The sequence below is a fragment of the Arthrobacter sp. 01N444 genome (assembly GCF_056399305.1).
In genome coordinates, this window is sequence record NZ_JBFTRB010000028.1 from 1 (window position 1) to 19934 (window position 19934).

25 protein-coding genes and 1 other RNA gene are annotated in these 19934 nt (G+C 66.2%); 12 read left to right on the plus strand and 14 right to left on the minus strand.

Going from position 1 to position 19934, the window contains the following annotated elements; all coding sequences use genetic code 11:
• Positions 1 to 11 precede the first annotated feature (11 nt).
• The 4 genes from AC1DKN_RS20670 to AC1DKN_RS20685 are packed head-to-tail and all read right to left on the minus strand — an operon-like array spanning position 12 to position 1497.
• Complete coding sequence (locus AC1DKN_RS20670; protein ID WP_476872368.1) at positions 12 to 329, minus strand: DUF3263 domain-containing protein; 318 nt, start codon at positions 327 to 329, stop codon at positions 12 to 14.
• A complete protein-coding gene (locus AC1DKN_RS20675; RefSeq protein WP_476872369.1) occupies positions 322 to 726 on the minus strand; it encodes an ImmA/IrrE family metallo-endopeptidase in 405 nt (134 codons plus the stop codon). Before AC1DKN_RS20675 ends, AC1DKN_RS20670 begins: the two co-directional genes overlap by 8 nt.
• Before the next feature lie 33 nt (positions 727 to 759).
• Positions 760 to 1125, minus strand: coding sequence for a hypothetical protein (locus tag AC1DKN_RS20680; RefSeq protein ID WP_476872370.1), 366 nt, complete (start codon positions 1123 to 1125; stop codon positions 760 to 762).
• 9 nt (positions 1126 to 1134) lie between these two features.
• Entirely contained in the window at positions 1135 to 1497 is a 363-nt protein-coding gene (locus AC1DKN_RS20685; protein ID WP_476872371.1) for a hypothetical protein, read from the minus strand.
• 64 nt (positions 1498 to 1561) lie between these two features.
• Here AC1DKN_RS20685 and AC1DKN_RS20690 point away from each other — a divergent pair, with 64 nt between their 5' ends.
• Genes AC1DKN_RS20690 through AC1DKN_RS20700 form a run of 3 tightly spaced genes read left to right on the plus strand, consistent with a single transcriptional unit; the run spans position 1562 to position 3056 of the window.
• Positions 1562 to 1897 carry a hypothetical protein gene (locus tag AC1DKN_RS20690; protein WP_476872372.1) on the plus strand — a complete coding sequence of 112 codons (336 nt, stop codon included), beginning with the start codon at positions 1562 to 1564 and terminating at the stop codon, positions 1895 to 1897.
• Positions 1894 to 2745: a hypothetical protein gene (locus AC1DKN_RS20695; protein WP_476872373.1), complete on the plus strand. Its 852-nt coding sequence runs from the start codon at positions 1894 to 1896 to the stop codon at positions 2743 to 2745. Before AC1DKN_RS20690 ends, AC1DKN_RS20695 begins: the two co-directional genes overlap by 4 nt.
• Positions 2745 to 3056 carry a hypothetical protein gene (locus AC1DKN_RS20700; protein ID WP_476872374.1) on the plus strand — a complete coding sequence of 104 codons (312 nt, stop codon included), beginning with the start codon at positions 2745 to 2747 and terminating at the stop codon, positions 3054 to 3056. Before AC1DKN_RS20695 ends, AC1DKN_RS20700 begins: the two co-directional genes overlap by 1 nt.
• Before the next feature lie 91 nt (positions 3057 to 3147).
• Here AC1DKN_RS20700 and AC1DKN_RS20705 read toward each other — a convergent pair whose 3' ends face one another.
• Positions 3148 to 4005 (minus strand): hypothetical protein, encoded by an 858-nt coding sequence (locus AC1DKN_RS20705; protein WP_476872375.1) that lies wholly within the window; start codon positions 4003 to 4005, stop codon positions 3148 to 3150.
• Positions 4006 to 4428: 423 nt separating this feature from the next.
• Between AC1DKN_RS20705 and AC1DKN_RS20710 the strand changes: the two genes are divergently transcribed.
• Positions 4429 to 5364, plus strand: a complete 936-nt coding sequence (locus AC1DKN_RS20710) for a GT-D fold domain-containing protein (protein WP_476872376.1) — start codon at positions 4429 to 4431, stop codon at positions 5362 to 5364.
• A gap of 80 nt (positions 5365 to 5444) precedes the next feature.
• Here the strand turns inward: AC1DKN_RS20710 and AC1DKN_RS20715 are convergent, their stop codons facing one another.
• Positions 5445 to 5726 carry a hypothetical protein gene (locus tag AC1DKN_RS20715; protein ID WP_476872377.1) on the minus strand — a complete coding sequence of 94 codons (282 nt, stop codon included), beginning with the start codon at positions 5724 to 5726 and terminating at the stop codon, positions 5445 to 5447.
• 154 nt (positions 5727 to 5880) lie between these two features.
• Between AC1DKN_RS20715 and AC1DKN_RS20720 the strand changes: the two genes are divergently transcribed.
• Positions 5881 to 6135 (plus strand): hypothetical protein, encoded by a 255-nt coding sequence (locus AC1DKN_RS20720; RefSeq protein ID WP_476872378.1) that lies wholly within the window; start codon positions 5881 to 5883, stop codon positions 6133 to 6135.
• A 137-nt stretch (positions 6136 to 6272) separates the two neighbouring features.
• Here AC1DKN_RS20720 and rnpB read toward each other — a convergent pair.
• Positions 6273 to 6666, minus strand: an RNA gene (gene rnpB, locus AC1DKN_RS20725) — RNase P RNA component class A.
• Between the two features lie 112 nt (positions 6667 to 6778).
• Here rnpB and AC1DKN_RS20730 point away from each other — a divergent pair.
• Together AC1DKN_RS20730 and AC1DKN_RS20735 are read left to right on the plus strand one after the other, a co-directional pair.
• Positions 6779 to 7630 (plus strand): slipin family protein, encoded by an 852-nt coding sequence (locus AC1DKN_RS20730; protein ID WP_476872379.1) that lies wholly within the window; start codon positions 6779 to 6781, stop codon positions 7628 to 7630.
• A 61-nt stretch (positions 7631 to 7691) separates the two neighbouring features.
• Complete coding sequence (locus tag AC1DKN_RS20735; protein ID WP_476872380.1) at positions 7692 to 8456, plus strand: YaaA family protein; 765 nt, start codon at positions 7692 to 7694, stop codon at positions 8454 to 8456.
• Between the two features lie 7 nt (positions 8457 to 8463).
• Here AC1DKN_RS20735 and AC1DKN_RS20740 read toward each other — a convergent pair whose 3' ends face one another.
• Together AC1DKN_RS20740 and AC1DKN_RS20745 are read right to left on the minus strand one after the other, a co-directional pair.
• Positions 8464 to 9201, minus strand: coding sequence for a zinc ribbon domain-containing protein (locus AC1DKN_RS20740; protein ID WP_476872381.1), 738 nt, complete (start codon positions 9199 to 9201; stop codon positions 8464 to 8466).
• A gap of 123 nt (positions 9202 to 9324) precedes the next feature.
• Entirely contained in the window at positions 9325 to 10248 is a 924-nt protein-coding gene (locus AC1DKN_RS20745; protein ID WP_476858298.1) for a Nif3-like dinuclear metal center hexameric protein, read from the minus strand.
• Between the two features lie 99 nt (positions 10249 to 10347).
• Here AC1DKN_RS20745 and msrA point away from each other — a divergent pair, with 99 nt between their 5' ends.
• From msrA to epsC, 3 genes are all read left to right on the plus strand, one after another.
• Positions 10348 to 10872 carry a peptide-methionine (S)-S-oxide reductase MsrA gene (msrA, locus tag AC1DKN_RS20750; protein WP_476848984.1) on the plus strand — a complete coding sequence of 175 codons (525 nt, stop codon included), beginning with the start codon at positions 10348 to 10350 and terminating at the stop codon, positions 10870 to 10872.
• A 65-nt stretch (positions 10873 to 10937) separates the two neighbouring features.
• A complete protein-coding gene (gene cysK, locus AC1DKN_RS20755) occupies positions 10938 to 11873 on the plus strand; it encodes a cysteine synthase A (protein WP_459385078.1) in 936 nt (311 codons plus the stop codon).
• Positions 11874 to 11907: 34 nt separating this feature from the next.
• Positions 11908 to 12492, plus strand: a complete 585-nt coding sequence (gene epsC, locus AC1DKN_RS20760) for a serine O-acetyltransferase EpsC (RefSeq protein ID WP_018773413.1) — start codon at positions 11908 to 11910, stop codon at positions 12490 to 12492.
• 36 nt (positions 12493 to 12528) lie between these two features.
• Here epsC and AC1DKN_RS20765 read toward each other — a convergent pair whose 3' ends face one another.
• On the minus strand, positions 12529 to 13371 hold the full coding sequence (locus AC1DKN_RS20765) for an oxidoreductase (protein ID WP_476872382.1): 843 nt from the start codon (positions 13369 to 13371) through the stop codon (positions 12529 to 12531).
• 115 nt (positions 13372 to 13486) lie between these two features.
• Positions 13487 to 14923 (minus strand): NADP-dependent phosphogluconate dehydrogenase, encoded by a 1437-nt coding sequence (gene gndA / locus AC1DKN_RS20770; protein WP_018773415.1) that lies wholly within the window; start codon positions 14921 to 14923, stop codon positions 13487 to 13489.
• Positions 14924 to 15199: 276 nt separating this feature from the next.
• Between gndA and AC1DKN_RS20775 the strand changes: the two genes are divergently transcribed.
• Complete coding sequence (locus AC1DKN_RS20775) at positions 15200 to 15928, plus strand: FadR/GntR family transcriptional regulator (protein ID WP_028277812.1); 729 nt, start codon at positions 15200 to 15202, stop codon at positions 15926 to 15928.
• 38 nt (positions 15929 to 15966) lie between these two features.
• Here AC1DKN_RS20775 and AC1DKN_RS20780 read toward each other — a convergent pair whose 3' ends face one another.
• From AC1DKN_RS20780 to AC1DKN_RS20790, 3 genes are read right to left on the minus strand one after another with little or no spacing between them, the layout of a single operon-like run.
• A complete protein-coding gene (locus AC1DKN_RS20780; protein ID WP_476872383.1) occupies positions 15967 to 17031 on the minus strand; it encodes an L-idonate 5-dehydrogenase in 1065 nt (354 codons plus the stop codon).
• A complete protein-coding gene (locus tag AC1DKN_RS20785) occupies positions 17031 to 17801 on the minus strand; it encodes an SDR family oxidoreductase (protein WP_079554757.1) in 771 nt (256 codons plus the stop codon). Before AC1DKN_RS20785 ends, AC1DKN_RS20780 begins: the two co-directional genes overlap by 1 nt.
• A gap of 13 nt (positions 17802 to 17814) precedes the next feature.
• Positions 17815 to 18768, minus strand: coding sequence for an NAD(P)-dependent oxidoreductase (locus AC1DKN_RS20790; RefSeq protein WP_476872386.1), 954 nt, complete (start codon positions 18766 to 18768; stop codon positions 17815 to 17817).
• A 64-nt stretch (positions 18769 to 18832) separates the two neighbouring features.
• On the opposite strand from AC1DKN_RS20790, the gene AC1DKN_RS20795 reads away from it, so the two are divergent.
• Complete coding sequence (locus tag AC1DKN_RS20795) at positions 18833 to 19897, plus strand: D-2-hydroxyacid dehydrogenase (RefSeq protein WP_476872384.1); 1065 nt, start codon at positions 18833 to 18835, stop codon at positions 19895 to 19897.
• Positions 19898 to 19934 lie beyond the last annotated feature (37 nt).

The window sequence follows — 19934 nt, forward strand, 5'->3', positions numbered from 1 at the left end:
ACCCGCGCATATCAGTCTGACCGCGCCGTCGCCAACGACACGCTGACCACACACCAAACGCCTCCCGGCCACCCAAAAGGAAGCGGTCCCGGACAACCCAGCCCGGGACCGCTTCGCCACGCCCTTGACAGACGCCAACTACATATCAGTCGTGCGACGGTGTGCGGGTCCCAGGCGTGGGCTTCGGGCATGCCGAGGATCCGGTTGACTTCCTGCCAGAAGCGGACCCCGGACAGGTCGAATTCTTCACGGGCCTGGCGCTCCCGGGCGGCCGGGTATTTGAACGGCGCCACGGCGAGGCGCAGGATCTGCTGGTCGTGCTCAGTCATGGTGGCTCCCATCTATTTGTTTGCGGAGGTGGATGAGCTCCTCGAGGGTGAGGGACTGCTCGAAGTGGCGGACGTCTTCGGGCATGACGTTGAGCCGGTGGGCGATGCTGACGAGGTCATCCGTGATGCGGGCTGCCTCAACGAAGGCGGCCGGACGGATGAGGTGCCGGGCAGCCCACATGCGGGCTTGGCGCTCTTGCCGGGGCGTGCACCCGACGTGTCCATAGTAGGCGTGGCCGAGTTCGTGCCAGACGGTGGAGCGGCGTTGGATGTAGCCCAGATCGGGTCGGTACATGATGCGGTGGCGGTCAGGGTCGTAGCTCCCCCACCAGCCGCGAGGCGGGTATCCGGGCATAATTTTCACGCCCATCTCTTCCGCCTTCAGCTCAAACCCCATAGGGGAAGAACCTACGCGAGGGTGCCGACAGTATTAGTGGCTGGCCTTTGCCTGCTCGGCCAGGCGCTGCATTTCTCGGGAGAGGGTGATGATGACCTGCTGTGAGGATTCGGGGAGTTCGCGGGCCCCGGAGAGGAGCAGAGCGGATTCGTCCGGGCCGCCAACGTTGAGGCCGAGGGCTTTGGCGCAGGCGCCGATGACTTCGCTGACGCTGACGTTGAGGCCGCGGGCGAGGCCACGGATGGTGTCGGGGTCCGGGAAGAGCTTGATCGGTGATGTGGAGATTTGCTGCAGCCGGGACTGGGTGGGGATGCCGCCGCAATCGCGTGAGAGTTCGACGTTGTTGCGTTCGCCCCGGAGGTTTCGGATGAGTGTCCGGAGCGCTGTTCCTTCTGCCATGGGTGGTCCTTAGGGTTCTTCGGGCAACTGGTCGAGCCCGATCTCATTGTCCGGTTCGCGTGCGGCCAGGCGGTAGTCGTCCTGGGTGGTGCCGGCGAGCTCGGTTTCGAGTTGGTGGATGGTTCGGTTTTCTTTGAGGAAGACGCGGGCTATGTCGATGATCACTTTCCGCTGTTCGGGGGTGAGGCTATTGACGTCTGGAGGTAGCTGGTCGGCAAGTCGTGCTTGCGGCAGCTCCTCCTTCGCGGCTCTGTAAACATCTGCCACTGGTACTCCTGATAGTTTCGCGAGGGCTTCCAGGGTCTTGCGGCTCGGACGTGATGTGTACGTGCCGGCAAGGATCCTGTCGACTGTCGTGTAGGACAGAGTCATGCTGTTCCTCGTTCGCTTCCTCAAGACCAGCCACTCTTCTTACGATCCCGAAAAGTAGGCCTGCATGGACTCCACCCAGCAGATATGGGCCGCGGTCCTCAGTTCGGCAGGTTTCTTCACGTTCCTAACGGTCATCGCGACCGGCGTCGGCAAGCACCTGAACGGCACCGCCGGCCGGGAACGCATCCGCAACATGGGCATGAAAGAGCAGCGGAAGGAGGCGTGGGCCGAGGCCGCCAAAGCCGACGCAACCGCGGACCTCGAAGCGCACAACCGGCGCCTCATCCAGGAATACGCATCCGGGCTGCGCCGGGACCTCCTCGAGCTCGGCGTCCCCGAGGACAAGCTGCGCCCCTGGCCGACCCTCAAGAAACCACCACCCGAGAAGGACAAGCCATGATCGACATCGGAACGGCCCTGACGAACTGGATGCCGCAGGTGCAGGGGCGCTACATCAACGAGGACTGGAACCCGGAGAACCAGGGCCTCGGGGCGCAGTGCTGGGACATCCCGGCGAACTGGTCCCGCTATGTCGGTCTTCCGAAGATCAGCACCGGCGGCAAGGGCAGCTGGCCGGGCTGGGCCGGGAACATGGTGGACGCCTTCCCGCAGTCCGCGGAGATCGCCGCCGCCTACGAGCTGCTGCCGCCGTCCGCCACGGTCTTGGGTGGGGACATCCTCGTCTGGGACGACAGCTACTCGGTCTGGTTCCCCAAGACGCACACCGCCGTCGCCGTCCGCGACCTCGGCGCGCAGCTGCTCTGCATCAGCCAGAACAGCACCCCATCCCAGCCGGGCAACCCGTACCCGCAGTGGACGACCGGCCCCACTACGATCCAGCACCTGCCCCGCCGGGGCCTGCTGGGCATCATCCGCCCCCGCACCGGACTCGCCGCACAAGGCACCACCGAACAAGGAGACATCTTCATGGCACTCTCAGACGAAGAACAGAAGCGGATCCTCGACGCCGCGGACCGGATCAACGGGCGCGTGCACGACGTCGACGTGCTCAACGCCAAGGATGGCGCCTACATGAACAACATGCGGGACGCCCAGCACGCGGCGGTCATGGAAGCCCTCGGGAAGACTCTGAACAAGGACGACGGAGGCTACATCGTGAAGCTCGTCCAGGCGATCAAGCCCGGCGCCACGGACGCCACGGCTGTGGTCGATGCGCTGGCCGGCATCATCCCGGCCAGCATCGCAAACGAAGTCGCCGACGAACTCGCGAAAAGGCTGGTGAAGTGATGGGCGACCACGAAGCGACCCCCCTGGCCACGCAGGAGCGCAACCCGGGCTCCGCTGTCCTCCGCACGGTCCTGGCCGCCGTCGTCGGTTTGTTCCCGCTGCTCAACGGCGTCCTGCTCGCCATGATGGGCGCGCTGGAGCCTTACCGCGTCTACCTTCCCGGCTGGGTCTTCCTCGGCTTGAACGGGACACTGCTCGCCGCGACCGCGCTGACAGCCATCGTGACTAGAGTCCTAGCCGTCCCCGGCGTCAACGAGTGGCTGCGCAAATACCGCGTGCTCCGCTGGTTCACGCCGCAGGACGGCGACTAGCACCCGCGCAGAGCGCCCCAACCTTCACTGGGTGGGGCGCTTCCGTGCGTTGGTCCAGTACAGCAATCGCACGGCTGACGCAGACGTCGGCTCAGGTAGCGATCTTCTCCGGAACATCCGACTGTACGTACAAGAGCTCTCCAATATTGCAGTAGCCGGAGGTCAGTCTGATGTTGTGCCCGTAGAAGCCGCCGCCATTCTTCTTGTGGTCCTCCACAACATTCCCGTAGAAGGCAGGGAACTCGTCCTGGTACGCCGGAATGCTCTGCGTCGAGTCCAGCCTCGCGAAGAAGTCAGCCCTCTGCTCTGCTGCCCGGCCCCAATGCCTTCCTCGCCCGGAGTCGATCTGCCCTGCGGAGAGCGTGTAACCTCGACGGTCCTCCGCCCGCTGATCTGAGACAGCAGCATCCACGCTCCTGAGGTGGAGCAATCCAAGCGTCGGCTCATAGGAAAAGTCGTCGCGGACAGAGTGCAGGCCAGCGCCAAACTCTGAACGCTTCTTCCAGATGACGGGCTTCGTGTATGCGGACGTCAAGAAACCGTAAGCCCGCTGCAACTCGATGGGCTTGAGAGAGTCAAAGGGCTGCTCGCGGGCGATGTGGTGCACTACCTCAAAGCCAATAGGGGCGGCGATGCCTTCAATCGACCGAAGCTTTTCGAGCACTTCAGTATCGCGTAGACCCAGTCCAACCAGCAGTTCATCACAATCAGTCGTCACCACGATCTCAAAGCACTGCAGCAGGATCTTGGCGAAACTCGTCAGTGCCATTGCCTTGAATTCATCATCGAACGGCACCGGTGGGATCTTTGTGAAGTTGACCTTCACCCCCCGGTCCACGATGAACTCGGAGAGCATGTCGCTGAGATCTGGCGTAGAGCCGTGGTCGAGGACAAAGAACTCGGCTTCTGGGCAAATGCGGAGCCCGTTCTCAATCCAGGCTTTCATCATGAAGCTTTCGTCCCTAGCCATCGTGAGGAAGGCGATTGAAGCTTGGGGCGTGCGCTCGGGCCAAAACTCAATACGAGATTCTCGCAATCAAATACTCCCGCTCTAGTTTCGTCTGATCACAGACATGGGCACGGACCAGCATAATTGGTTTGCCGAAGCGCCTCGGCATCCGCCAAGACGGCCTACCCGTGGCGGGCGACCATCCGTACCGCTTTCGCGTTCCTGATCCGCCGCCTCGCCCCATGGCTGGCACCTGACAAAGCATGAGCCAAAGGCCCCCATCCTCTTCGGAGGGTGGGGCCCCTTTTGCGTGCCGGCCTATGGCGTCCAGGGCCCCGCGCCGCCCAGAGGCTACTGCCCGCTACGCTGGCCTACAGAAAACCCGGCGGGTGACGACGGGCAGGGTAGAAAGCGAAGTCTCAAGTGGTTCTAGGCGGCAACAAATGGTCACCCCCCTCTGGGGAGGCAGCCAACGAATACGACAGATTCACGGCAGCCAATCCCGCGCAAAAACTTCAAAGCCTGTTCGCCCGCGAGGGAGGCGCAGGATCGCTGTCCCGCACCGAGGGCCCAACGTCAGTAGCCCGCCGGATCACCGAAGCTATAAACAGCGAGACCCCTTTCAGCATGGTGCGAATGGGTGATGGTGAGGGCAACTGCCTCTTTGATTTCGATGAGTACCCGGCCCTCAAGCACTACATCCTCGATCGCATCTCCTTCATTCACTTCGGCGAAGGCTCCGTAGTTCCGCAGGACGACGAAGCGTTTCTCAACATGATGCTCCAGGCCATCGACTCGTCCGATGTTCTCGGAGTGCCAGAACCAGAAGCCATAGCCAGGGGATACGTCACTCCACTGGAGGACCTGGACGTCCGTGCGGCGGTAGGTAATCGGACAGTCGCCCTCAAGGTCGCTGCCAGGGGAGGCGCTTACAAGATCGCTTCACCGTGGTTGAACCGCCAGCTCCTAGGGCATTACGAGAAGATCTTCGCTGGGCGGGAGGCTGTTGGAGTGATCAGTAGCTACCCGGAACTCGGCACACTAATGAAGCAGCGGTTCCGCATCGGCAACGTGGTCGAGCATGTGATACCCAAGCAGGCCGTGTTCATGAAGCTTGCGGATCGTAAGAATTCGCAGCACTACCCGGACGTGTTCCATAAGATCGTTGACAGTATCGCGCCGATCAAGGCGGGAATGCCTTACCTGGTGTCCGGCGGGCTCTTGGCAAAACACTATTGCCACGTGATCAAGTCCCGCGGAGGAGTGGCCATCGACACTGGGTCCGTCCCGGAGATCTGGATGAACATTCCAAACCGCGGACTGTCCCAAGCTCACCTCGACCGATGGAAATGGGTTTAAATCTCAACTCCCCATTGACTGGATATGCCCCCCATCCTCTCCGGAAGGTGGGGGCTATCCGTGTTTAAGTCAGTTGTGTGTTATTCAACCGGTGGGTCAAAGCTCTGCACCGCGTTGTCCGATAGCTCGCGATCTTCGTCCGGAACAACTTCCGAGCCCTCGTCCAGCACAGTCGCGGGGAGCTGGATCTCGGCACTCGTCAAAATGTGGTCCGACCCAGCGGGCATGAAGTCTCCGGTCTCCTGGCACTCGTAAACGGTGGGAGACTCGTCGCTTCCATCACGGACCACAGCGCCGGCCCGAAGCTCGTCCAGCTCCTCAACGTTCGTGATGATGCGATGGAACGATTCCTCTGGTGCCATGCGCCCGGCTCCTTTGCCTCGTCGTGGGTCTTCAGCTAAGTACGATTGTGCAGCGTTCACCCTCGACGGGGAAACCCACGAGTACCTCCGCCCAGACCCCGGGCACCCGGCAGAGGAGTCCCGCTCGTGGGAGTACGGGAACTACCCGAAGGTAATGGCGAGCGTCCCCCTGGCCGGCGGCAGCACGGTCGACGTCTACGCGGTCGCGGAACGCTGGAACCCGTCTTACGTCCTCGTGTCCTGGGCTGACGACGGCGACCACGCGCACTGGGCATGGATCCCCGCCGGCAACGTCCGCCTGGTCACCGACTCCGAATGGGACATCGAAGAATACCGGCGCTGCCCCGAAAAACTGCGCCCCGTCCGGTGGGCCCACAGGCTGCCAGGATTCCTGCCAGCCGGGGAATAATCTCAGGGGCAAATGAGGGGCAACCAGCCCATCCAGACCCCATCAAATCCGATCAAATCGAACCTAAAGCGAAGGGTCAAAAAGCCCTCGACAGGGCCGAATATCCCCGGAAACACGCGGGGAAACGCCAGTTTGGGTGGATGGGTTGACCGATACGCCGGGTTCTGTGTTCCCGCGCTGTTGCCGGCGCGGGAGTAGCGACCATCCATCTACGGACGCCGTTGCCGACGCCCTCCAGCGGCCTACCCGAACACTCGGGCGAGCAGCCCTCAAACGTGTCCTGTCTGGCCTTGCTCCGGGTGGGGTTTACCTAGCCTTCCCGGTCACCCGGGAAGCTGGTGGTCTCTTACACCACCGTTTCACCCTTACCTGCCCTGCGGCCTGTGCAAGCACACGCCCCACGCAGGCGGTCTGTTCTCTGTGGCACTGGCCTGCGGGTCACCCCGAGTGGGCGTTACCCACCACCCTGCTCTGCGGAGCCCGGACGTTCCTCGAGCCACTTGCGTGACGCGCGGCCGCCTGGTCAACCCATCCGCTGTTCATTCTACGTTCTCCCGGCCGGCACAGCCGCACCGCGGCCTTTCGGGGCTGCCGGTGGGAGAATTTAAGCAGGGTTCCTGCTAGTCAAGGAAGAGTGATCCCGATGAACTGGACCGCCATCATCATCTGGCTGTTGGCCATTGTCCTAGTGGCTATTCTCGCCAAGATGTCGATCAAGATTGTGCGCCAGTACGAACAGGGCGTCCTGTTCCGCCTGGGCCGGGTGGTCGCGGTACGGATGCCCGGCCTGCGGTTCATCATCCCGGTGGTGGACCGGCTTCAGCTGGTGAGCCTGCGGATCGTGACAATGCCGATCCAGTCACAGGGCATCATCACCCAGGACAACGTCAGCGTCGATATCTCGGCAGTGGCGTATTACCGGGTGATCGACTCCGTGAAGTCCGTCGTGGCGATCGAAGACGTGGCCGCGGCCATCAACCAGATCGCCCAGACCACCCTGCGGAAAGTGGTCGGCCGCCACAGCCTGGACCAGACGCTGTCGGAGACTGAGCGCATCAACAGCGACATTCGGATAATCCTGGACGCGATGACCCTGGAATGGGGTGTCGAAGTGACGCTCGTCGAACTCAAGGACATCCAGCTCCCGGAGAGCATGAAGCGGGCGATGGCCCGGCAGGCGGAGGCCGAGCGGGAGAAGCGGGCCAAGATCATTTCGGCCGAAGGAGAGGCGATCGCCGCCGTGGCGCTCGGCGCGGCATCTGACACGATGATGGCCCACCCGGTCGCCCTGCAGTTGCGGAATCTTCAGTCCCTTGTGGAGATCGGGGTGGACAAGAACTCAACCGTCGTCTTCCCGGCGCCCCTGATGAGCACCATCGCCGAACTGGCCGCTTTCCTGGCACGCGAGGACCATGTGGCCAAGACGGCGATGACGGCGCCGGCGGCGCCAGAGGCACCGACAACGACCCCGGCACCACCGATCAAGGCCGCGTAGCCCCGACCGCCAGACCTATTATCGCGGAACCCACGGCACGCGCCGCCGGTAGGATCGTACGGTGCTAATTCTGTTGCCGCCCTCCGAGGGCAAGACTCCCGCTGTGCGCGGGGACGCCGCCGACTGGGGCGCCTTGAGCTTTCCCGCCCTCAACAGCTCCCGCGCCAAGGTCCTGGAGGCGCTCGGCACCGTCAGCGCCCACGAGGACGCGCTGGCGCTGCTGGGCGTCGGCGCTTCACTGAGCGCCGACGTCGAACGCAATACACGGCTGCACGCGGAACCTGCTGCCCCGGCCCACCAGGTGTATTCCGGGGTGCTCTTTGACGCCCTCGGCTACAACACGCTGACCCCGGCACAGCGGAGGAAGGCCGACGAATCGGTGCTGGTGGTCTCCGCCCTGTGGGGCGCCATCCGCTTCGCCGACCGCGTGCCCGCCTACCGGCTGTCGATGGGGACTTCGCTGCCCGACGTCGGACGGCTCGCCTCATTCTGGAAGCCGCAACTGAACGACGCCCTGGCGGCGGCCACTACGGGTGAGCTGTTAGTGGATTGCCGGTCCAGCACCTACGCCGCGGCGTGGACTCCCCCGCCGGAACAGACGGTGGCCGTGAACGTCTTCACCGAGACCGCCGGCGTGCGCAAGGTGGTCAGCCACTTTGCCAAGCACACCCGGGGCGAACTGGCACGGCATTTGCTCAGCCGCCGGGGCAAGGCGCCCCAAACCCCGGCGCAGCTGCAGAAGGCGGCGGCGGAGAAGTGGGTTGCGGAACTCGTTGAGGGCACGGCCCGGAAGCCGCACACCCTGAACATCATCCTGCCGGGCTAGGAACCGCTTAGGCCCACTCGGCCGAGCGGACCAGGATGCAGCCGGAGTCCGGGCAGAACACGATGTCGTCCTCGGCCGCGGCCTTAATCTCGGCCAGGTCGCCCGGGCTCAGGTGCATGCCGGAGCCTTCCGAGGTGCCGTGGAAGAGCCGGGCAGCGCCGACGCCACGCTTGGCCAGGGTCTTCTCGTAGACGGCGAGCATGCCGGCGTCGAGTCCGGCGGCGAACTCGGCACGCTGCCCGCGCACCACCGTGGCTTCGGCGGCGATCTCGGCCAGCTGCTCGTCCAGCTCGGCACGGATGGAGCCGAAGGAGCCCTGGATGTCGTCGACAATCTGCTGCTGGGCCGCCTGGCGGGCGCGGAGCGAGTCGAGCCGTTCGAGGACTTCGAGCTCCACGTCCTCGAGGTCCGAGCGGCGCTTGTTCAGGGAGACGAGGTCCCGCTGCAGGGCGACGAGGTCCTTGGACAGCCCCGTGCCGCTGTTGAGCCTGGCCTCGTCGCGTTCGATCCGGGAGGCGACCTGCTCGACGTCGGCCTCTGAGCGTTTGAGCTCCAGTTCAGCATCGTGGACGGCCACCTTGGCGGCACCGAGCTCACCGTTGGCCACGCTGAGGGCGGCTTCCAGGTCCGTGATGCGGGAATCGCTTTCAAGGCTTCGCCGGCGGTTGGACAAGGACTTGAGCTTGGCATCGAGTCCCTGCAATTCGAGCAACTTCAACTGTTCCGCCGGTGCTGCCTTGGCCACTATTTACCTCCGCTAAATCCAATCCGGCCGAAGCCGGGCACCGTCTCGGCGCTCCTTAGACTCTAGCGCCTAGCGTACCCCCCGGCCTCGCTACGCTCACCCGGGGCCCCTCGCACGCCAGGCTTAGCCCGGAGTCAGAATGAAGTCCCACGGGTCGCTGTTGGTGGTGCTGACCCGGATCTCGACATCGTGGCCCTGGTCGGTGAGCACATTGCCCAGCGCTTCGGCGGCCGCAGGCAGCCACAGCCATTCGCTGGCGAAGTGGGAAACGTCGATCAGGTACGGCCGGTCATTGACCGCCGCCTCCCGGGCTTCCGATGCCGGGTGGTGCCGCAGGTCCGCCGTGACGTAGACGTCCGCGTTGCTCGCCCGCACCTCACCGAAGAGGGAATCGCCGGCGCCGCCGCAGACAGCCACCCGCCGGATCAGCCCGTCCCGGTCCCCCGAGACACGCACGCCGCCGGCCACCGAGGGCAGGATGCCGTACACGCGGGCCGCGAAATCACCCAGCGTCAGGACCTCGTCGAGGTCACCGACGCGGCCGATGCCTTCCTCGGGGAGCCCGTTCGCGGCCGGCGTCAGCGGGGCCACGTTCTGCAGGCCCAGCGCGTCGGCCAGGACGTCGGAAACGCCCCCGACGGCGGAGTCACCGTTGGTGTGCACGGTCAGCAGCGCGGTCCCGGACTCGATGAGGCGGTGCACGGCCTTGCCCTTGGCCGTATTCGCGGCCACGGACGTCACGCCCTTGAGCAGCAGCGGATGGTGCGTGATGAGCAGCTCGGCACCGAAGTCGATCGCTTCCTCGATCACGTCAATTGTCGGATCGACCGCGAACATGACCCGGTGCACCTCGGCGTTCGGGTGGCCGGCCACCAGACCCACCTCGTCCCAGTCCTCGGCCAGGGATTCGGGCCAGAGCTCCTCCACCGCCAGCTGGATCAGGCCCAGCGTCGCGGCGCCGGTGTCCTCCCCGGTGCCGGTACCGGCGTCGACGGCGGCAGCAGGGCGGTCGGATTCCGCTGAAACATCGGTGTTCACAGGTTCCATACCCCCATTTTTACCCTATCCGCGGGCGGCCCGGTCACTCGTAACACTCTCGTAAGGTGGGTGGGGAATCATCGAGGCCCTCGAACCATTGAAGAGATCATGAGAACTTTTGTCCTCGGCGGAGGCTGCTTCTGGTGCCTCGACGCCGTCTACCAGAAAACCAAGGGCGTCAGCTCGGTCGTGTCGGGCTACACCGGAGGCCATGACCGCAGCCCCGACTACTACTCTGTGTGTTCCGGGACCACAGGCCACGCCGAGGTGGTGGCAGTGACGTTCGACGAGGACGTCATTCCCGCCGAGGTCATCCTGGACATGTTCTTCGCCCTCCACGACCCCACGACGCTGAACCGGCAGGGCTACGACGTCGGAACCCAGTACCGTTCCTCGATGTTCTACGAGACCACCGAGGAAAAGATCCTGTTCGAGGAGGCGATCGAGCGGAACCAGGCCCTGTGGCGGCACCCGATCGTCACCGAGGTCAGCCGGCTGCCCCAGTTCCATGTGGCCGAGGAAATCCACCAGGACTACTTCGCCAAATACCCGGAGCAGGGCTACTGCCAGGTCATCATTAACCCCAAGCTGGCCAAGGCGAGGAAATATTACTCTGCATGGCTTAATGCTTAGCTAGGGCCTGTAGGCGCTCGTTAGGCTGACCTCAGTCAACCCTCTTCAAAGACAGGCATACATACATGGCACCGATCTATGACGATGTAACCCAGCTGGTAGGCGGAACTCCGCTGGTCCGTCTGAACCGGCTGACCGAAGGCCTTGACGCCACCGTGGCCGTCAAGCTGGAGTTCTACAACCCGGCCAACAGCGTCAAGGACCGGATCGGCGTCGCGATTGTTGACGCCGCCGAGAAGTCCGGTGCACTCAAGCCCGGCGGCACCATCGTCGAAGGCACGTCCGGCAACACCGGAATCGCGCTGGCCATGGTGGGCGCGGCCCGCGGTTACAAGGTCATCCTGACCATGCCGGAAACCATGTCCACCGAGCGCCGGGTCATGCTGCGCGCGTACGGCGCCGAGATTGTCCTGACCCCCGGTTCCGAGGGGATGCGCGGCGCCGTGGAGAAAGCCCAGGAGATCGTGGCCAACACGGAGAACTCCATCTGGGCCCAGCAGTTCGCCAATGAGGCCAACCCGGAGATCCACCGCCGCACGACGGCCGAGGAAGTCTGGGCCGACACCAACGGCAAGGTGGACATCTTCGTCGCCGGCGTCGGCACCGGCGGCACCGTCACCGGCGTCGGACAGGTCCTGAAGGAACGCAAGCCGGAGGTCCAGATCGTGGCCGTCGAGCCGAAGGACTCCGCCATCCTCAACGGCGGCGCCCCGGGCCCGCACAAGATCCAGGGCCTCGGCGCGAACTTCGTCCCCGACATTCTGGACACTAACGTCTATGACGAGGTCATCGACGCCACGCTGGAAGATTCCGTCCGGGTGGCGCGCGAACTCGGCATCAAGGAAGGCATCCTGGGCGGCATCTCCTCCGGCGCCATCGTCTGGGCGGCCCTGGAGCTCGCCAAGCGTCCGGAGAACGCCGGTAAACTCATTGTTGCTGTGGTTTGCGACTTTGGTGAGCGCTACATCTCCACCGTGCTGTACGACGACATCCGCGGCTAAGTCCGCTGACCCACGATTGCCCAGAAAGGTCTTTGTGAGCTTCTTCGCAAGACTGAAGGAAGACCTCGACGCCGCCCGGTCCCACGACCCGGCGGCTCGAGGTTCTTTTGAGAACTTCTTCGCCTATTCCGGCCTGCACGCGATCTGGTTCCACCGCCTGACGCACCGGCTGTGGCAAAACCCGGCGCTGCGGTTCCCGGCGCGGCTGATCTCCCAGCTCGCCCGGTTCCTGACCGGCATCGAGATCCACCCCGGCGCGACCATCGGCCGGCGCTTCTTCATCGACCACGGCATGGGTGTGGTCATCGGCGAGACGGCCGAGATCGGCGAGGACGTCATGATCTACCACGGCGTGACCCTCGGCGGCCGCTCACTCGCCAAGATCAAACGCCACCCCACCATCGAGGACCGTGTGGTGATCGGCGCGGGCGCCAAGATCCTGGGCCCCATCACCATCGGCCGGGACAGCGCCGTCGGCGCCAACGCCGTGGTGGTCAAGGACGCTCCGGCCGAATCAATCGTCACCGGCGTGCCGGCCACCTGGCGGCACCGCGACGCGCAGCGCGAGACCAAGCCCGCCGTCGACCCGGCCGAGTACCTGATCGAATACCGGATCTAGACCAGGCTCTGGACCGGCTCCCGGCGGAACCGGTATCTAGGCAGCCCCACCCGGGAACCGCTTGTAGATGTTCCACAGGACGGCGTCGAACGCCCGGTCCGGCAGCAGGTGGCGCAGCAGCAGGATCCCGCGGGCGCTGGCACCCACCGGGTAGCGGGTCCTGGGCCGCCGGGCGGTCGCTGCGTGCAGGATCGCCTCGGCCACGAGCTCGGGCCGCGACGACGTTGCGGGGTTGTCCGTGGTGCCCAGCGCCGCCGCCACCACCTCGGCCTGGGCCGCATAAGGGCCGTTTCCGGAGCTGGCCAGCAGCCCCTGCGCCGCAATGGCGCCCCACTCGGACTGCGTCCCGGCCGGCTCGATGACGGCCACATCAATACCGTGCGGCTTGAGCTCGAGCCGCAGCGAATCGCTCAGGCCCTCCACGGCGAACTTGGTCGCGTGGTACCAGGCGCCCAACGGCTCGTACATCTTGCCGCCGATCGATGAGATGTTGATAATCCTGCCCGCACCGGCGGCCCGCATGGCGGGGATCACGAGCTGCGTCATGCGCGCCAGACCGAAGACGTTCACGTCGAACTGCCGCCGGCCCTCAGCCAGCTCGACCTCCTCGAGCGAACCGTACGTCCCGTAGCCGGCGTTGTTGACCAGGACGTCGATCCGGCCGTGCGCGGCCAGCACGTCCCCGACGGCGGCGCTCATCGAGGCCTCATCGGTCACGTCCAGTGCCACCACCTTGACCCCGGATGCCTTCAGCGGCTCCATCAGCTCCACCCGGCGGGCCCCGGCATAGACGGTGAAGCCGGCCGAGGCAAGCTTTTTCGCGGTTTCGAAGCCGATGCCGGTGGAGGCACCGGTGACAAACGCTACGGGCTGGGGCATGAGTTGAACTCCTTGGGCGCTGAACTCCTGGGGTCGGAGCGGTGCGGAAACACGGACGGCCGGCGCCTCCCAGCGTATCTGGAAAGTACCGGCCGTCGCGTCGGAACGGGGTGGGTCAGTGGGTGTCGACTGCCTCGATCTCAGACTTGTCCTCGCCCCAGAGGGTGTGGAACGTGCCCTCGGCATCGACGCGGCCGTAGGTGTGCGCCCCGAAGAGGTCACGCTGGCCCTGGATGACGGCGGCCGGCAGGCGCTTGCGGCGCAGGCCGTCGTAGTAGGCCAGCGAGGAGGAGAACACCGGCACCGGGATGCCGAGCTGCACCGCGGTGGACACCACCCGGCGCCAGGCCGGGAGGACTTCGGCGATCGCCTTGGTGAACGCCGGGGCGAAGAGCAGGTTGGCCGGCTTCTCCGCAGCGGCGTAGGCCTTGGTGATCTCCTTGAGCAGTTCCGCACGGATGATGCAGCCGCCGCGCCACAGCGAGGCGATTTCATCCAGCTTCAGGTCCCAGCCGTATTCCTTGGCCGCGGAGGTGAGCATGTCCAGTCCCTGGGCGTAGGAGACCAGCTTGGAGGCGTAGAGCGCCTGGCGGACGTCCTCGACAAAGCTCTCGGGGACCTCGACGGCGGCCTCGCCGCCGGCCAGCAGCTCCTGTGCCAGCACGCGCTGCTCGGCCTGGGAGGACAGTGCCCGGGCGAAGACGGACTCTGCGATGCCCGACGTCGGGGAGCCGAGCTCAAGGGCGGAGATGACCGTCCAGCGGCCGGTGCCCTTCTGGCCGGCGGCATCCACCACGACGTCGACGAACGGCTTGCCGGTCTTCGCATCGACGTGGCCGAGGACCTCGGCGGAGATTTCGATCAGGAAGGAGGCGAGGTCGCCCTTGTTCCACTCTTCGAAGATCTTGGCCTGCTCGGCCGGTTCGATCCCGGCGCCGGAGCGCAGGAGGTCGAAGGCCTCGCCGATGACCTGCATGTCGGCGTATTCGATGCCGTTGTGGACCATCTTGACGAAGTGGCCGGCGCCGTCGGTGCCGATCCAGGCGCAGCAGGGCTGGCCGTCCACGTGCGCGGCGATCTTTTCCAGCAGCGGGCCGAGGGCGTCGTAGGACTCCTTGGAACCGCCCGGCATGATTGAGGGGCCGTTGAGGGCACCCTCCTCGCCACCGGAGACACCGATGCCGACGAAGTGCAGGTCCTTCTTGGCGAGCGCAGCCTCGCGGCGGCGGGTGTCCTCGTAGTGCGAGTTGCCGGCGTCGATGATGATGTCGCCCGCTTCCAGCAGCGGCTCGAGCTGCTCGATCACGGAGTCGACCGGCTTGCCGGCCTTGACCATGATCAGCACGCGACGCGGCTTCTCCAGCGAATCAACGAGTTCCTGGAGGGTCTCGGTGCGGACGAAGTCACCCTCATCGCCATACTTGGCTAGCAGGGTGTCTGTCTTTTCCACGGACCGGTTGTGCAGGGCAACGGTGAAGCCGTTCCGGGCCAGGTTGCGTGCGAGGTTGGCCCCCATCACCGCGAGGCCGGTAACACCGATGTGTGCTGACATCAAAAACTCCAATTCATTTTTGTACACGATGATTTCTGTAGACCACGTGTACGGGGATTCGTCTCAGACGTTCATCTAGGACTCGGCAGGTTGCGCCGCGGAGGGCGGAACCCACTCTTGAGGATTGTGGCTGTCCTTAAACCATATGTATTTCCGCGGGCCGCGGGAAAGCCGCGCCCACGGAGCGGAATGCTGCGCGTCATAAACAGTCTATGATCACCGGCGTCCGCCCCTCCGGTCGGGCCGGACCGGGCCCACCGCATTATGCTTACGACTATGTCAACCAGCCTCCACCACCGTGCCATTGAGCACCTCGGGACCCGGATCGTGGCCGGCGAGCTTCCGGCCGGGCACGTCATGCTTGCCGAGCACCTTGAGGACGAACTCAAGGTCTCCCGCTCGGTGGTCCGGGAGGCGGTCCGGGTCCTCCAGTCCCTGGGCCTGGTGGAGACCATCAAACGCGTCGGCATCCGGGTGCTGCCCTCGAACCGGTGGAACCCCTTCGACCCGCTCGTGATCCGCTGGCGGCTGGCCGGCGAAGGCCGCGGCGCCCAGCTGCGCTCCCTGGCCGAACTCCGCACCGCCGTCGAGCCCGTGGCCGCCGAGCTGGCCGCGGCCAACGCCCCCGAGGAGCTCCGCCGCGAACTCGTGGAGATCTCGCACGCCATGCGCGACGCCGGGCAGGCCGGGGACGTGCCCCGGTTCCTCGAGCTGGACATCCTGTTTCATTCCCTGCTGCTGACCGGCTCGGGCAACGAGATGTTCGCCAACATGGTGGGCCAGGTGACCGAGACGCTGACCGGCCGCACCATCCACGGCCTGATGCCGGACCACCCGCGCGAGACGGCGCTGCGCTGGCACGTGGAGGTCGCCGAGGCCATCGCCGCCGGGGATGCCGCCGCCGCCCGCGAGGCCTCGAACCGGATCATGCGCGAGACCATCTCGGAGATGGAGCCGAGCTGGAAGAACCAGCCGCGGGTGTTTGTCCCGGTCGAGCGCCACTAACCCGCCACTGGCCGTCCCGGGCCCGACGGCGGAGCTCCTCACGCAGGGGCCCGCCTGAAGTCCAGCAGCACCTTCCCCGAAACAGCCGCGTTCCTGGCGACCTCGAACGCTTCCAGTCCGCGGTCCAGGCCAAAGGTGTGGGTCACCACGGGGTCCACCCGCAGAGAGCCGTCGGCGAGCGCCGCTATGACCTCATCGATTTCGTCATTGAAGCGGAAGGAGCCCACCAGCTCCAGCTCGCGCGTAATGGCCAGGGAGATCAGGACCGGCTGCGGGCCCGAAGGCAGCAGCCCCACCATCACCACCCTGCCGCCACGGACCGCGCCGGTGATCGCCGAGGCCAGGCCCTGGTGGCTGCCCGAGGACTCGATGACGACGTCCGCCTCAACCGCGGCGATCGCCCCGGCGTCGTCCCCCTTGAGGACCGCGTCGGCCCCCACGGCACGGGCTATCTCCAGCGGCAGCTTGTGCATGTCCACGGCCACGATCCGGCCGGCGCCGGCACGTTTGAGCACGGCCACGGCCAGGGCACCGATGGGACCGCTGCCGATCACCAGCGCCGTCTTTCCCGCCACGTCGCCGGCGCGCGACACGGCGTGCCAGGCGACGCTGGCCGGTTCCGCCAGTGCCGCGGTCCGCAGGTCCAGCCCCGCTGGCAGCGGCCGGAGCATCCGGGCCGGCAGGTTCACATACCGGCTGAACGCTCCGTCCGCGTGCGGAAACCGTGCGGCGCTGCCCAGATACGTGCAGCCCGGCGACAGATTCGGACGCTCCGCCGGGTACCGGGCGCCGCCCGGGCCCGGCGTGGCGGGATGCACCGCAACGGCCGTGCCGGGCCCCGGCCCGGAGCCGTCAGCGGCGGCGCGGATCACGGTCCCCACGATCTCGTGGCCCAGGATCATGGGAGCCTTGAGGACGGATTCGCCCGCGGCGCCGTGCAGCCAGTAGTGCAGGTCGGAGCCGCAGATGCCGCCGAAGGCCACGTCGATGACGGCTTCACCGGGCGCCGGCGCGGGCACGGGGATGTCCTCGATCCGCAGGTCGCCCGCGGCGTGGGCCACCACCGCCGCGGCCGTGGCCGGAAGTGCTGCCACGCCGCCCATCAGACCACCACCGTCATTCCGCCGTCGATGAAGATGGTCTGGCCGTTGACGAAGTCGGACCCGTCGGAGGCCAGCCACACGGCGGGTCCGGCCAGGTCCTGCACCGTCCCCCAGCGGTGCGCGGGGGTCCGGCCCAGGATCCAGGCGTTGAACTGCTCATCGTCGACGAGGTTCTGCGTCATCTCGGTGTGGATGTAGCCCGGCGCGATCCCGTTGATCTGCAGGCCCGAGGCGGCCCATTCCGCGGTCATGGCCCGGGTCAGGTTCCGCAGACCGCCCTTCGCCGCGATGTAGGGCGCGATGGTGGGCCGGGCGAGGTCGGTCTGGACCGAGCAGATGTTGATGATCTTGCCCCGGCCCCGAGGGATCATGTGCCGGGCCGCTTCCCGCCCCACCAGGAACGCGCTGGTCAGGTCCGTGGAGATCACCCGTTCCCAGTCGGCCACGTCGAGCTCGAGCATCGGCACCCGGTGCTGGATGCCGGCGTTGTTGACCAGGATGTCCAGCGGGCCGACGTTCTCCTCCACCCAGGCGATGCCCCGGGCGGCCCCGGTGTCGCTGGTGACGTCGAAGGCGCAGCTGTGCACCCGGCCCGGCGCGTAGTCCGCGGCCATCGCGGCCTCGGCGGCCTTGAGCCGCTCGGGGTTGATGCCGTTGAGCACCACGGTGGCGCCGGCGTCGGCCAGGGCCCGGGCCAGGGCGTTGCCGATCCCCCGGCTCGAACCGGTCACCAGGGCCACACGCCCGGTCAGGTCAAAAAGTCCACTCATGGTTCACTGATCCTCATTTGGTCTTTGCTGCTGTGTTGGCTGTTGGCTTATCGCTGGGGTTGTCACGTGCGTTGTCGCTGAGATTGGCGATGGTTTGCCGCACGACGGCGAGGTCCCGGTCCCCCAGCCCCTGGCGCAGCAGGGCAGCGTAGAGCTCGGCGCCGGCGGCCGCCATCGGCACTGCGGCACCCGCGGCCGCGGCGCTCTCGAGCACGAAGGAGAGGTCCTTGTGCATGAACTTGGCGGGCCCGGTGGGCTCGTAGTCCCTGGCGGCGAGCCGTGGGCCCACGATGTCCAGGACCCGGCTGCCCGCCAGTCCGCCCGCGAGCACCTCGTAAAGGGCGGGCACCTCCATGCCGGAGCGTTCGGCGAGCTCCGCGGCCTCGGCGAGCGCCGCCGTCGTGGTTCCCACGATCAGCTGGTTGCACGCCTTGGCGAGCGACCCCGATCCCAGCGGTCCCAGCCGCCGCACGGTGCTGCCCATCGCGCCAAAGAGCGGCAGGAGCCGGCGGAAGTCGCTGTCGCTGGCGCCCGCCATGATGGCGAGGGTGCCGTCCGCCGCGCCTTTGGTGCCGCCGCTGACCGGCGCATCGACGACGACGGCGTTGCCCCCGCTCGCCTCCGCGACCCGTGCCCCGAAGTACCGCACGCCGGCCGGCGACACGCTGCTCATCACCACGACGGCGGTTCCGGGCGCGGGCGGGCTGGCGGTCCAGCCGGCCAGGAGCGCGGCACTCGCATCCTCAATGTCGGACAGATCCGGCAGCATGAAGACAATGACGGGCTGGTCGCGGAGCGCCTCGACCCTGGCCACGCGCGAGCCGCCCAGGGTCTCGAAGGCGTCCAGCGCCGCCGGCGAACGGTTCCAGGCCGTGACGGTCCATCCCGCCGTGAGGAGGTTGGCGGCCATCGGCGCGCCCATCAGGCCGAGGCCGACGAACCCGGCCTCCCTGCGGTCCATCTCCATGCGTTGCCTCACTTCGTCGTGGTTAATCTTGGAATTCTGTTCAGCATCCTAGCCTCCATTCAGTATGATGAACACTATGACGACCAAAACCACCGTCGCGATCGCCGTCCCGCTCGAAGCAGAGCTGGTGGACCGCATCCGCGCCGTAGATCCGTCCGTGACCGTCCTCTACGACCCCGAGCTCCTGCCGCCGGAACGTTTTCCCGCCGACCATGCGGGTGACCCGGACTTCCGCCGGACGCCGGAGCAGGAAGAGCGCTACTGGGACATGCTCAACAAGGCCCAGGTCCTGTACGGGCTCCCCAACGAAAGCCCGGCAGGCCTCGCCCGGATCGCAGGCAGCAATCCCCGGCTTGAGTGGATCCATGCCATGGCGGCCGGCGCCGGCGGTGCCGTGAAGGCATCGGGGCTGGACGCCGCGACGCTGCAGAAGTTCAGGGTCACCACCTCGGCCGGGGTGCACGCCCTGCCGCTCGCCGAGTTCGCCGTCCTGGGCATCCTCAACGGCTTCAAGCGCAGCGCCGAGCTGGCCCACGACCAGGCGGCCAAGCTCTGGCCCGAGCTCCGCACCCCCACCCGCCTGGTCAACGGCTCCCGCCTGGTGGTCACCGGACTCGGCGAGATCGGGCTCGAGACCGCACGGATCGCCCGCGCCCTGGGCATGAGCGTCAGCGGGACCAAGCGGACCGTGGAGGCCATCGACGGGATCGAGACGGTCACGGACAACGACGGACTCGCCGGCCTGCTGGGCACCGCAGATGCCGTCGTCAATACCCTGCCCGGCACGCCGTACACCGAGAAGCTCTTCAGCCGCGACGTCTTCGCCGCCATGAAGCCCGGAACAGTCTTCGTCAACGTGGGCCGCGGCACCGTGGTCGATGAAGAGGCGCTTCTGGAGGCCCTGGGCAACGGCCAGGTCTCCTATGCCTGCCTCGATGTCTTCGCCGTGGAGCCACTGCCGCAGGACAGCCCGCTGTGGAACCACCCCAGGGTGATGGTGTCCCCGCACACCTCGGCGCTCAGCGCCGCCGAAAACCGGCTGATCACCGAACGCTTCTGCAGCAACCTGCGGACCTACCTCGACGGCGGCGAACTCCCCCACCTGGTGGACACGGTGCACTTCTACTGAGTCCACTCTTCCGCACTGCACCAGCGCCGCAGCGCAC